We start from the raw sequence: 13,105 nt of genomic DNA on the forward strand, positions 1-13,105 counted from the left end.
CTTTGCTATTAATGCTCTTTGTGATCACGGATCTTAGAGGTGGTAAACTCAAGTCCATCTATTACATCTCCATCCCTGTTGTTTGTTATCTGGAAAGGAATCGTCAGTGGAGTGACTTTCATTCTCAGGTTATGTACCTGCTGTTTATCCAGTTCAGCAATATATTTGCCGGGTGTTAATCCTATGAAATTGAAATATCCATCTGACTCTGTCTGAATACATGCTGCCTGTGAGCCATCCTCTCTCAGGATACAAACTTTCATACGCGCCAGGCCTTTCTTCTCATCGTTACTGCCTATCTGGTATACATAACCGGCTACTTCTCCTATAATGGAAACAGGTACCTCAATCAATCTCAATTGGTTAGGTTCTATCATTACACTGATCACGGGTTTCTTTATCTGCCAGGCTATATTTTCAAAACTGTTACGTTCCAGCTGGATGAAATAGTTTTCATAGGCTTCCATTTCTGTGATACGTACCGTGGTATCACGCAGATCATGGAAAACCCTGCCTCCATTGGAATTTATTCTAAGGCCGCATACTCTTGGTTCACCAGCGTCTCTTTTTCCATTGCCGTTCAGATCGAGGAAGGGGAGGAGCACCACGCCTCCGGTACCTACACGGCTACGGCTGGAAGCACTGGTATAGCCGGTTTCACCGTTATGCATCAGGCTTCCCCTGGCAGATTGTACCAATGATGTTACGCCGCTGCTGCGTAGTGCGGAGAAGCCGATCTGTGAAAATGAAAAGTCATATCGTAGACCGATCGTGATATTACTGACGTTATTTCTGAAGTTTTTTTCAAAAGAGGCATTGACATATCCATTGCGGAAAAAATATTTTCCTACTTCGCATCTTGCCGTCATCACTCTGTGTGCATTATATTCATATTGCACCTGTGGGGTAACAATTAATTGTCCGGGCAGGCGGAAGGCTAATGCAAGGTTACTGTACACGAATGCTTTTTCTTTTGGCAGAAAAACAGCATAGGTGGTGAAGTTGGTGCCTACCTTGTACAGCGAGCCGGATAACAGCCAGTCTACCGTAGTATAATTGCTTTGAGGTAAAATGATCTGGTCGAGTGTAATCCTGGTGAACAATGAAAATGTGCGATTCAAAAAAGGTTTGGATATGACTACTTTCCGCTCTTCCCGGTAGTTATAGATAATTGCTTTCTGATTTTTCGCATAGCGTGTGTAATCAAGGTCCAGCTGAAGGTTGGATGGCAGCCGGTAACTCAATATCCCTCTTGTTCTCACACCATGTGTATACTCACCAGAAAATAACATAGTAGGCGTTATCCGCAGGGATGTATTTGCAAATGGCATTATTTTCTTTCCGTTTGAAACTGAGGAGAGGTATTCAATACCACCACCTAAGGTTATTCGGCGTGTAAGACCATAGTTCATTTGTACACGCGAGAACCGGCTGTGTAAACTATCCTGAACAATGCCTCCGCTGGCTGTATATTCAAATTCATGTAAGGGAAGAAAATTAAAAGGTATACTGATATTTTCTTCGCTGGTACGTTCTTCTCCCCAGGGGCCATAAAAACGGAGTTTCAGGATAGAGTTCCCATATACCAGGGGTACCTGGAAAGTAAAAAATCCGGATGCATCGGCGGTGATGTAATCTACAAGGGCGTCGTTTACATATAGTTCAACTGTCCAGCCGGGGCCGGTGAAATTACTTAAGGTAAAGGATCCGAATGAACGGCGGAAGGAGGTAGAAGTATTTGTAAATTGAAATCCTACTACCGGATCAAAGATAGAAGAGGTAGACTGTGTAAAAATCTTTCCTGCAATGATCTGCCGTAATGCACGGTGATCATTGTTTACATAACGCCAGCGGTAATATTGCTGCCGCTCGTCAAATGGTCTTACTGCATTACTATCATGGCTGTAGCGTTGTTGCTGACGGGCATAATCATTATAATTAAGAGATACGGTCGCTTCTCCGCCGGCTAGGGTTGCACCCATGGACAGATTCAGCCAGGTATTTTTCACACCTGGTAGTTGTTGCGTGGCCACCACCGACCAGTCGGCAACACCAAACTGAAACAGGGGATAACGGCGTTGGATAACCGTATCTGCTTTCACCTTGCCTCTCAGACGGTTAATATTCCGGCGCATCAGTTCCTGTTTCATTTCACGGATGGCGGGTAATTCCACTTTTGTATTCAGTGATATGGAGAGATTACGGAAATTGAATTTACAGTCCAACCCAAACACTTTACTGAAGTAATTAACTTCCAGATAAAGGCTGGTTTCTGTCAGTACAAAATCATTCTTATGGAGGTTAAATACTTTACCCTGGTAATGAATCCGTTTATTGACTTTATCTATCAGGAAAGGGGCATTTTCATTAATAAAATATCCGTAAACGCTATCCATGCCAGGGGATATATTATTCCTGATCTTTAAAAAATTGAATACGTCTGTAATGGAGAGGTATACGGAATCATTATTGATAACACTGGAAACTTCCTGTCCTCCAAGGCCCGGAACTACCAGGAATACGGATGTTTCATAAAATGGAGGATCATCTTCTTCTCCGATCGCATGAGCCGTGGGAAGAGCTGTGAGTAACAATAACAGAACACACAATGTCATACGCAGGGTGTCGCGAATGATTTTGGTGTTGCTGTTATTGGTTAATATCATTTTTTATTGCTGTATAAATGTGACCGAAAAGGTACCGCTATACGACCCTGTCGGATTTGCGAGTGGAACACCTACTATGAGTGTGCCACCTATCCTTACCTGTGTTCGTGCAGGGGAGGTAGCGGTGGCAACGAATGGAGAACCTGTACTGGATGTGCCTATATGCATGGATAATGTTCCCCCGTTGCTGCCTGTGAGCGTTGCATCCGAACCGTTCATGATCGTAATGAGGGTACCGGGATTAGCATCTACTTCAAATATGGCAGGAGAAAATGGAAAGCCCAGATTAGCCTGTATGATGCTGCCTGTTACAACTCTTGAGCCATCAGGATAAATAGTAACAGTGCCGCCTGTCGGTCCCTGAAAGAAAGCTCCAAAAATGAGTCCCTGTGCAGGATTAACGTAAATGGAAATAGGCCGTGGAGGCGGCTCCTGTGCATGTACTGATAGTTGTGCAAAAAACAGACATGTTAATACACCTACCAGCGTATTCATTATGTTACTTCCGGATGGAATTTTACGAATCATCGTTTGAGGTGTATGGTCTATTCTGCTTTATTTTAATTCGAGTTCGGTTTGCGCAAGTTCCGATGCTGGTGTGTTATCTGTCTTAGTGTTGTATATTACCTGTAATCTGCCTTTATGAAAATTAATCTCTGCTTTATTATCAAGCTTCATATGAAAATGGCGTTTTGTATTTGGAGTATAAATGGCCAGCCCGTTTACTGCACCTGCTTTTGTTATTTTTCCCTGCGGAGAAATATAATTGACCGTAATGTCCCCGTATACTGAAAAGTTACCAGTACGGGTAAATGACATATTCAATTGATAAGGGATACTGTCATCCATTGCCAGGTCTGAGATAGTCACTTTTGTAGTAGAGGCGCCTATCCTTATAATGACAGGAATAGTAATACCAAAAACAGGGATTAGTTTTACTGATATTCCTGCGGAATCCATTGCTGGTATCTGCTCACCTAAAGGGTTTTCATGAGGTACAGCCCGGAAATAAATATGAGAGCGGTATTCACCTGCTGTTAACTGATTGGTTTTGATCGTTTGTATTTTTACTAATTGAGCTTCACCAGGCGCCAGTATAACAGTACGTGGAAAATAGCGCAGATTACTACTGGCGAAATGTTGTCCCGAATCAGGTTCATTGATCTTGTCAAATGTCCCATCTTCATTCATCCTAATTTCCATGAAAGAGATAAGATATTTTGCACTGTCCTTCCCTGTATTAGCCAGGTTCAGTTCCTGCATTTTCTTTTGTCCTTCAAAGACCACTCTCACGGGTGTAATTAACAGGTTTCCCTGTGCTATTGTTTTTATTGGTAAGACCCAGGCAATAATAATTATAAGTAGAATGGATTTCATAAATAAATTAATTGGAAATCAATGTCGTTTAGTTAAGCTCCGTTAGGAGCAACGTGTTTGTAGCATATAATAATATTCTCTTTAATTGACCCCTGCTGAGTCTGTGTTTTGTTATTTTATGCACGTTTTCTTCAAACACCGGGCTCCTAACGGCGCTTATTATGTATTGTTACGAGCATTATATATGCTTAACTAAACGATATTGAATTAAAGTACTGAGTACGGTATCTGTACCGTAACCGGTATAGGTTGATATGGTTAGTTATAATTTACAGTTACATCAAAAGGGGTATCTGAAACATACACACCTGATGGTTGTGCAGCACCAACATTCAGCGTGGCGCCAACATTCAGTGTTTGTTCTCCTGCAGTTAATTGACCACCGGCTCCTGATGGTGTACTGGTAAACAGTGTTACTGTCATAGTATTAGCGCCGCTGCTGATAGTATGAGCTGAAGAAGGTAATGTAACCGTGTAAGTGTAAGCTCCGGTACCACTTACAGTAAAGGAGGCTGCAGATACTGTTCCGGTAGTGGTTGGAAGGGTAACTCCATTTGTTCTGGTACGTCCGCCAGCAGGTGATAATACCACGGTACCACCCGTAGTGGATTGAACGGCAACATTGCCAAAGTTCATATCAACATCTTTCGTAATGCTGATAGGTGTAACAATGGTGGCGGTAGCTGTGGCAGAGGCAGTTTCCTGGGCATGCACACCGGTAGCTATACCAGCCACCATAAAAGTGGTAAGGATAAGTTTGTTTTTCATGTTGTTTTGATTTTTCTATATGTTGAGAAATAATAACTCATGGGGAAGTACATGATTATTCATCACCTGGTTGAGGGGCCTCATTAGATTTATTACTGTGGATTATTTATGAATATAGGCTTGATTAACATTCTCATGTAGGTAAAAGAATGCATTCGCGGAACATTGGTTATTGCATAATCAGACAATGCATATTACAAATATTTTCCAATATATAAAAAAACTTTGTTGATAGTCAATGCTTAAGCACGCTCCAATAGTAGCCGTAATTCGAATAAACATTAAATGGAATTTTGATTATTTATTTTATAATGTCTCCTTTGGCAAAATGTAATTCGGTTCGTTGATCAAATTTCCCTAAATTTTAATGTCTTTAATTTTTATTATCTATATGCCCATTTGACTTTGCTAGCTGATTCAAACAAATTCCTCAGCTTACAGTTGTTTTTCGAACTAGACAAATAATTACATTTGTATAATGTACTTCAGCCTGGTATCTTATCAGTCATTAATTCAGCAAGCTTCCATGAACAAACTTCTCATTTTCGCACTTTCCTATTGCAGCTTCTCTGTTCTTGCCCACCACTCTGCCTTTGCCCAGAACAAGGTCATCGTTTTTCAAACTGACTTTGGTCTTAAAGATGGGGCCGTTGCTGAAATGAAGGGTGTCGCTATCGGGGTATCTCCGGCGCTTCAGTTATTTGACCTTACGCATGAGATCCCTGCTTACAACATATGGGAGGCAGCCTACCGTTTACAGCAAACGGCTCCTTACTGGCCTGCAGGTACTGTATTCGTCTCTGTGGTAGACCCCGGTGTGGGTTCTGCCCGAAAATCGGTGGTATTAAAAACAAAGAGCGGCCATTTCTTTGTCACTCCTGATAATGGTACCCTTACCCTCGTAGCAAAACAACTGGGTATTGCCGCTATTCGAGAAATTGATGAATCCCGTAATCGCCGTCAGCACTCTGGCGAATCTTACACTTTCCATGGCAGGGATGTATACGCCTACACCGCTGCCCGCCTGGCTTCCGGCACGATCACCTTTGAACAGGTAGGGTCTCAACTACCAGATAGCGTGGTACGTATCCCTTTCCAGGAGCCTGTTTACAGGAATCATGTCATTAGCGGTAATATTCCTGTACTGGATATTCAGTATGGAAACATCTGGACCAATATTGACGGTGCTACTTTTAATCAATTGAAATTACATACAGGCGATACCCTGCATGTGAAAATTTTCCATGGTGATGCATTAGTATACACCGGAGATATGCCTTACGTTACTACATTTTCCGCAGTTCCGGATGGCTCGCCACTGGCTTATCTCAATAGCCTTCTAAATGTATCGTTTGCATTGAACATGGAAAGCTTTTCTTTAAGATACCACATTTATAGTGGACCCGATTGGAAAGTAGAAATTAGTTCAAAAAATGGATAAGCATAAAAATTGCTAAAAAGGAATGAACAGAATGAATAAACTTTTTATCGCACTTTTTTGCTTAATTTCACGGTCATTCAAAACATTAAAAAATCAGCTCATCGTAGCACCAGCTTATGCCACAACCGGATCATACCAATGACCTGTTTCACCTGGCGGCAAATTATATAAACGAAACAAACCGTCATATCTTTCTGACCGGAAAAGCCGGAACGGGTAAAACAACTTTTCTCAAATACATCAGAGAAAACACATCTAAAAATACTGTCGTTGTTGCGCCTACCGGCGTAGCAGCTATCAATGCGGGAGGTGTGACCATGCACTCCTTTTTTCAACTGCCCTTTGGCCCATATGTCCCTTCAGGTGCACACCTGTTCGGCGTAGATAATGGCGTAACGGATACGCATGCTCTTTTCAGGAATATCCGTTTCAATTATGAAAAAAAGGAACTGATCAAGGAAATGGAACTCCTCATCATTGATGAGGTCAGCATGGTGCGCTCCGATACACTGGACGCCATTGACGCTATTCTACGTCACTTCCGTAACCAGCCACTGGTACCATTCGGCGGTGTGCAGGTACTATATATAGGGGATCTGTTTCAGTTGCCACCCGTGATGCCGGACGATCAATGGCAGTTACTGAAAGGACACTATGAAAGCGTGTTCTTCTTTCATGCACGTGTCTTGCAACAGGCACCGCCAATATATATCGAACTGAAGAAGATCTACAGGCAGAATGAACGTACTTTCATTGATATACTCAATGGCGTGCGTAACTGTACGCTTGACTGGGAAGGGATTACAACCCTGAATGAACGCTATGATCCGCAGTTTACCGGAGAAGGTGATCAGTATATCGTACTCACTACACACAACCGCCGTGCAGATGAAATCAATGCCGCACGACTAGCAAATATGCCAGGGGAGATCTATCGCTTCACTGGTGAAATAAAAGGAGATTTCAGTGATAAGGCGCTACCTACAGATATGCTTTTGCAAATCAAACCCGGTGCACAGGTGATGTTTATCAAAAATGACCTGGCAGAGCCACGTCGTTATTTCAATGGTAAACTAGCTACTGTAGAACGTGTGATCGATGATAATAAAATTGTAGTCGTACTGGCCGGCAGTAATGAAACACTGGTGCTGGAAAAGGAGACCTGGCGTAATATCCGGTACTCAATGAATAAAACAGAAGGTACTGTTGAGGAAGAAGAAGTTGGCAGTTTTACGCAATACCCTATCCGGTTAGCGTGGGCCATTACCATTCATAAAAGTCAGGGTCTGACCTTCGAAAAAGCAATTATTGATGCCGGCAATGCATTTGCCCCCGGGCAGGTTTATGTGGCGCTCAGCCGTTGTACTTCACTGGAAGGCCTTGTACTCAATACCCGGATTCATCCCGGCGCAATCCGTACGGATGAAAAGGTACTGGATTATTCTAACAGGGAAACTGAAGTAGGCCGCCTCTTTGCTAACCTGGAAAAGGAGAAACTGGTGTTTTGGGCGGCACAGCTAATAAAGCTATTCAGTGCGGGAAAAATTGCATCTGAACTACAATTACACGCTATCTGGCTAAGAGATAAGAAGATGAATGGAATGGAGAGTGCCCTCACCCTGAGCCGTAACCTGCAACTAAAAGCGACGCAGCTACAGGATGTAGGGAACCGCTTCCGGACGCAGTTAGAACCTTTGCTGGATCAATTGCTGACTGATGGGGATACTACATTGCTAAGGGAAAGAGTGACCAAGGCCGTGGCTTATTTTACGCAGGATATGTATGAAGGACTTATTCAGCCTATCCGACGGGAATTGGAACTGGTAAAGGATATTCCAAAGATTAAGAAATATACAGCCCAGCTGATGATGCTGGAAGAGTTCCTGTGGAACCGGTTGTTTAGATTCGTAAATGCCAGTTATGGTGATTTGCGTTTTAGCGAAGGACTACCGGATTATGCAGCGATGCGTACGCCTGCAAAGGAAAAGGAAAAAGAAAAGGCAAAAAAACGGGAAACAGGTGGTAGTCGCAGAGATTCCGTAGAGATGTTCCAGGCAGGGCAGTCATTAGCAGATATTGCAACAGCCAGAAATCTGGCCGTGAGTACTATTGAAAGCCACCTGGCTGATGCTATCGGGCAGGGAGAGCTGGAACTGAAACAGGTACTTAGTGAGGAAAAGATTCAACTGATCCTGCCTTTGGTAAAGGAAATGGGCGTGACGGCATCTGCACCTGTTAAAGCGAGATTGGGAGATAATGTAAGCTGGGGCGAAGTTAGAGCTGTGCAACAGTATTGGAAGAAGGTAACTGAGAAAGAATAAATAACAGGCATTAACGTTCTTAGGGCTTGCTATATGCACCAAGCCCTAAGAACGTTAATTTTTTAAACACACAATCATTATTATTCCTTAATTTTGGAACGATAATTCTAAAATATATGTCAGACAGGAAAATAAGACTCAGTGTACTAGATCAATCTCCCATCCGCAGAGGCTCCAACGCAGTTGAAGCCCTCCAGGAATCCATACAATTAGCCAAACTGGCGGACCGCCTCGGCTTTACCCGCTACTGGCTTTCCGAACACCACAACACCCGCGCACTCGCCGGTGCCGCGCCTGAAATACTCATCGCCCGCCTGGCAGCTGCTACCAAATACATCCGCCTTGGCTCCGGTGGCGTTATGCTACCCAACCACAGCACCCTGAAAGTTGCGGAAAACTTCCGTCTGCTGGAAGCCCTCTATCCCAACCGTATTGACCTCGGTATAGGCCGTGCTCCCGGTGGCGACCGCCTCACCGCACATGTACTCAATCCTTCCAACAGCTTCGAACCCAGAGAGTTCGTACAGCAAATTCACGATCTTGAAGGCTACCTCACCGATAGCGATGCCCTTGGCACCGTTCACGAAAAGGTAAAAGCCATCCCCCATATCGACACCTTCCCCGGTTTGTGGATGTTGACCAGCAGTGGGGAAAGTGGACTCCTCGCTGCAAGGCAGGGTTGGGCTTTATCCTTTGCTCACTTTATCTACCCGGTAGGTGGTCCGCAGGCAGTGAGGACTTACCGCGACCGTTTCCAGCCTTCTACCTTCCTTGCTCAACCGGAAGCCAACGTGGGTATCTTCGTTTTCTGCGCTGATACTCAGGAGAAAGCAGATGAACTACAAGCTATGATGGACTACCGTCTTCTCAGTCTTGAAAAGGGCAAATTTGACGTTTATCCCACCTGGGAAGAGGTGAGAGATTATGAATATACCGATATGGAATGGCAACGCGTGATGGCCAACAGAGCCCGTATGATTTCAGGTACACCTTCAAATGTGAAAATGAAATTGACGAAGTTGGCCGATGATTATCAGGTAGATGAGATTGTCATTGCCACTATGGCCGACAAAGCTGAGGACCGTTTCCGTTCATATGAGCTGCTAGCAGAACAATTCCAACTCGAAACCAGGAATACTGATTAAAAAAAAATAATACATAATACGCGTATTATCCGGTATACTTGTTGTAGTATGTCGGGTGGCTCCTATATCAGATGCCAGGTAGAATTTAAACGTACTGCTCACACGCATGGAAAAGCAATTAGAAACTGGCAACTTCAGGGAGAATAATAATGAAGAATGGATGCGCTTTGCACTCCTGTCAGCCGGATTGGGTACCTGGAACATGGACCCTTTGAAAAAGGAAGTAAAATGGGACGATCGCTGCAGGGAACTGTTTGGGTTTCCGGAAGAGCATGTGATTGAATACCAGGACGTCCTGAAATACATTCATCCTGATGATAAAAACAGGGTTGATCAGGCAGTCACCAATGCTTTACAACCCGAAAGCGGCGGAGACTATTTCGCCCGGTTTCGTACCATCGGTGCGCAGGATAAAAAGGTTCGCTGGCTTGATTGTAAGGGAAAATCCTATTTTCATCCCGATGGCACTGCCTACCGCTTTGCAGGCACCGCACAGGATATTACGAAAGAAATCGAAGACTGGGAAAGGGAAGAGCTGATGATAGCCCTTGTCGAAAACAGCCCTGACTACATGGCCGCTGCCGATAACCAGGGACGCTTTTTCTATATGAATACCGCTGGCAAAAGGTTGGTTGGTATTTCTGATGAATTGGATATTACTACACTTGTCAATAAAGACCTTTTTCACCCTGCTGATTTCCAGTTCATGGGTGAAGAAGTATATACTCACCTCCTCGCAGGTAGAAAATGGTCCGGCAATATTCATGTCCAGCATATGGTGACGAAAGAGCGCATACCTTGTTATGCCGACTTTATCGCCATCCAGGATGCAGGGTCTGACAAGATTATTGGCCGCGGGGCCACTCTCCGCGATCTGCGACCTGCCCTGAAGGCAAAACAGGAGCAACAGAAGTTACTGGCCCTGTTAGAAAACAGCCGCGATTTTGTGAGCCTCTCCGATGAAGAAGGCATCGTTTCTTATGTAAACCCTGCCGGACTTCAACTCGTTGGATTAGATAGCCTGGAAGATGCGAAAAGGTTCAATACCGACTTTCTCTTCCCGGAAGTGATGGAGGCCATTATGCAGGAAATCAATACAGCTGTACTTGAAAAAGGACACTGGTCCGGCGAATTGAACTACCGTCATTTTAAAACCGGAGAAGCGATTCCGGTATCTGTGACTACTATGCGTGTGCTGGACACTGTAACCGGGGTCTCACAAGGTAAAGCCACTATTTCCCGCGATCTTCGACAGGAAAAGGTGATTCGCCAGCAACAGATTGAAAATAAGGTAGAACTTGAGCGCATGGTAGAAATGCGCACCAGCGAGCTAAAAAAGGCCAATATCGACCTGAATATTGTGAACCAGAACCTGGAGCAGTTTGCTTATGTGGCAAGCCATGATCTGCAGGAGCCGCTGCGTAAGATCAATATGTTCTCTGCACTCCTGCAGGATAAATACCAGGACCAGCTGAACGAAACCGGTATGCGCAATCTCGGTATCATCCGGAATGCCGCTACCCGCATGACTACACTGATCCAGGACCTGCTGGCCTTTTCACGGGTATCCCGCCAGGATCACCTGTTCGAAGCCGTAGATCTACATAAAACCATCCAGCAGGTAGTCGCTGACCTCGATATACTTATTCAGCAAAAGGATGCCATGATTGAGATGGATGCCCTATGCACCGTACAGGGTATTCCGTTGCACATGACACAGCTTTTTCATAACCTCCTGAGCAATGCACTGAAATTTACCCAGCTGGATAAACAACCGGTTATAAAGATCCGCAGCCGTCATTTATCCGACCTGGAAGTAGCGGAACATCCGCAGCTGCAGAATGGAATGCCATACTGCGAGATCCGGGTAACTGATAACGGTATTGGTTTTGCACCTACCTATGCGAAAAAGATCTTTGTAATTTTCCAGCGTCTGCACGGAAGAGGCGAATATGAAGGCAGCGGTATCGGACTGGCCCTATGTCAGAAAATCGTGACCGCGCATCATGGAGTGATCTATGCGGAGTCAGAAGAGGGGAAGGGAGCTACATTTATTGTGATCTTACCAGTTTTTACCAGTTGATAGCCAGCGAATTCGGGCTTTCTGCTCATATATTACATATTTATTATAAAATATTCATATTTTTGTAATAAATAATAGATCCTTTCCTATGAAGAAACTTTTGCTGCCGGTTTTAATGATCGCGATTGCAATCTCAGCCTGTACTAAAGAAGGGGCTACAGAGGGTGGTACAGACAATAATACCGATACTACCGTAACAACAACCCCGGTTACCGGAGCTGACAGCGTTGTCACCTTCCAGGATGTTAACATTGGTTGGAGCCCCAATAGCAGTAATTACGGACGTGTATTCTCATCCTACACAGGAACTGTTTATTTAGACAATGCGATTCCTGATACGATGGGTAAATATATTGACCTTGCGTTCAATTATCTCGGAACAATTCAGATGAATTTCCTGAGTCCTGATGATGCTTCTTTTGATCTGGATATTACAGGTGCAAAGACGTCGCTGGTGCGCAATTATGTACCTGCTGATACCTTTGCAGTATCTGCTTTTGATACTCTGACACATGCGGTGACTTTAAAGAAGCTGTATGTGACAAATGATGAAAATACTTTTGGCGCGACTGATCTGCCACTACTGGTGTTCTTTAAGAATGGAAACGGGAAAAAGGGGATTGTGAAGGTAAAGAGCCTGGCTTCAGATCATATTATCGCTGATGTGAAGGTACAATACTAACAGACGTATATACGAAAAAGCGCTTTTGCCGAAAGGCAAAAGCGCTTTTTTATTTTATGTAAAATGTAACCCTTTACTATTGACTATACCGTGGATGAATATGCGGTGCATTTCATGTAATAGTGAATTGTCGTGATAAACAGCCTGTACCTGATAGTAATATAACCTTGTCAGCAAGAATTTATCTATGTCGGGTTTATAGATGTTTTCTGATAACCCTCTTTCTATATTACGCACCACAAAAGGGAAGATTTCTGAGTCACGAAAATATGACAACCTCAACCATTGTTCCGTATAATCATTCTGTAATTCAGCGATAACCGTGGGAGTAAGCATAGCAAGCGTATCTTCTATAAAGGTGAAATAAGTTTGCAATTCAATCACTGCATTAAAGGAAAATGAAGGGATCATGCGCAAATGCTTTCCGCTCTTACTTATCCATTCGGCAAGGATGTCGCGTATCAGCGCTTCTTTGCTTTCAAAATAAGTATAGAATTCTCGTTTTTTTATCTGACAATGACTACTGATAGTATCTATGGTAGTCGCCTGTAATCCATGCGTAGCTAATACCCTGGAAGCAATTGTCATGATCCGTATCATTTCCTTTTTCATTAGATATGTG

General features: G+C 43.8%; 10 protein-coding genes. 5 read left to right on the forward strand and 5 right to left on the reverse strand.

Annotation, left to right across the window (positions count from 1 at the left end; genetic code table 11):
• Positions 1–8 precede the first annotated feature (8 nt).
• From QQL36_RS21580 to QQL36_RS21595, 4 genes are all read right to left on the reverse strand, one after another.
• Positions 9–2,666, reverse strand: a complete 2,658-nt coding sequence (locus QQL36_RS21580) for a hypothetical protein (RefSeq protein ID WP_321566725.1) — start codon at positions 2,664–2,666, stop codon at positions 9–11.
• 3 nt (positions 2,667–2,669) lie between these two features.
• Positions 2,670–3,194: a DUF4402 domain-containing protein gene (locus tag QQL36_RS21585; protein ID WP_321566726.1), complete on the reverse strand. Its 525-nt coding sequence runs from the start codon at positions 3,192–3,194 to the stop codon at positions 2,670–2,672.
• Positions 3,195–3,221: 27 nt separating this feature from the next.
• Entirely contained in the window at positions 3,222–4,043 is an 822-nt protein-coding gene (locus QQL36_RS21590) for a molecular chaperone (RefSeq protein ID WP_083722859.1), read from the reverse strand.
• A 258-nt stretch (positions 4,044–4,301) separates the two neighbouring features.
• The gene (locus QQL36_RS21595; RefSeq protein ID WP_083722858.1) at positions 4,302–4,811 is read right to left on the reverse strand and encodes a DUF4402 domain-containing protein; all 510 of its coding nucleotides are present in this window, start codon (positions 4,809–4,811) and stop codon (positions 4,302–4,304) included.
• A 526-nt stretch (positions 4,812–5,337) separates the two neighbouring features.
• On the opposite strand from QQL36_RS21595, the gene QQL36_RS21600 reads away from it, so the two are divergent.
• The 5 genes from QQL36_RS21600 to QQL36_RS21620 all read left to right on the forward strand — a co-directional run bounded on the left by QQL36_RS21600 (position 5,338) and on the right by QQL36_RS21620 (position 12,483).
• A complete protein-coding gene (locus QQL36_RS21600; RefSeq protein WP_083722903.1) occupies positions 5,338–6,252 on the forward strand; it encodes an S-adenosyl-l-methionine hydroxide adenosyltransferase family protein in 915 nt (304 codons plus the stop codon).
• 116 nt (positions 6,253–6,368) lie between these two features.
• Entirely contained in the window at positions 6,369–8,573 is a 2,205-nt protein-coding gene (locus QQL36_RS21605) for a helix-turn-helix domain-containing protein (RefSeq protein WP_083722857.1), read from the forward strand.
• A 116-nt stretch (positions 8,574–8,689) separates the two neighbouring features.
• Complete coding sequence (locus QQL36_RS21610; protein ID WP_083722856.1) at positions 8,690–9,718, forward strand: LLM class flavin-dependent oxidoreductase; 1,029 nt, start codon at positions 8,690–8,692, stop codon at positions 9,716–9,718.
• 106 nt (positions 9,719–9,824) lie between these two features.
• Positions 9,825–11,801, forward strand: coding sequence for a PAS domain S-box protein (locus QQL36_RS21615; RefSeq protein WP_321566727.1), 1,977 nt, complete (start codon positions 9,825–9,827; stop codon positions 11,799–11,801).
• An 88-nt stretch (positions 11,802–11,889) separates the two neighbouring features.
• Positions 11,890–12,483: a hypothetical protein gene (locus tag QQL36_RS21620; protein WP_321566728.1), complete on the forward strand. Its 594-nt coding sequence runs from the start codon at positions 11,890–11,892 to the stop codon at positions 12,481–12,483.
• Positions 12,484–12,537: 54 nt separating this feature from the next.
• Here QQL36_RS21620 and QQL36_RS21625 read toward each other — a convergent pair whose 3' ends face one another.
• Positions 12,538–13,095 carry a TetR/AcrR family transcriptional regulator gene (locus QQL36_RS21625; protein ID WP_083722853.1) on the reverse strand — a complete coding sequence of 186 codons (558 nt, stop codon included), beginning with the start codon at positions 13,093–13,095 and terminating at the stop codon, positions 12,538–12,540.
• Positions 13,096–13,105 lie beyond the last annotated feature (10 nt).

This window comes from Chitinophaga sp. LS1 (assembly GCF_034274695.1).
Taxonomy (GTDB): Bacteria; Bacteroidota; Bacteroidia; order Chitinophagales; family Chitinophagaceae; genus Chitinophaga.

Coding starts and splice junctions, on each gene's coding strand:
- QQL36_RS21610 (WP_083722856.1), top strand. CDS start 8,690: ATGTCAGACAGGAAAATAAGACTCAGTGTACTAGATCAATCTCCCATC.
- QQL36_RS21585 (WP_321566726.1), bottom strand. CDS start 3,194: ATGATTCGTAAAATTCCATCCGGAAGTAACATAATGAATACGCTGGTA.
- QQL36_RS21625 (WP_083722853.1), bottom strand. CDS start 13,095: ATGAAAAAGGAAATGATACGGATCATGACAATTGCTTCCAGGGTATTA.
- QQL36_RS21595 (WP_083722858.1), bottom strand. CDS start 4,811: ATGAAAAACAAACTTATCCTTACCACTTTTATGGTGGCTGGTATAGCT.
- QQL36_RS21615 (WP_321566727.1), top strand. CDS start 9,825: ATGGAAAAGCAATTAGAAACTGGCAACTTCAGGGAGAATAATAATGAA.
- QQL36_RS21620 (WP_321566728.1), top strand. CDS start 11,890: ATGAAGAAACTTTTGCTGCCGGTTTTAATGATCGCGATTGCAATCTCA.
- QQL36_RS21580 (WP_321566725.1), bottom strand. CDS start 2,666: ATGATATTAACCAATAACAGCAACACCAAAATCATTCGCGACACCCTG.
- QQL36_RS21590 (WP_083722859.1), bottom strand. CDS start 4,043: ATGAAATCCATTCTACTTATAATTATTATTGCCTGGGTCTTACCAATA.
- QQL36_RS21605 (WP_083722857.1), top strand. CDS start 6,369: ATGCCACAACCGGATCATACCAATGACCTGTTTCACCTGGCGGCAAAT.
- QQL36_RS21600 (WP_083722903.1), top strand. CDS start 5,338: ATGAACAAACTTCTCATTTTCGCACTTTCCTATTGCAGCTTCTCTGTT.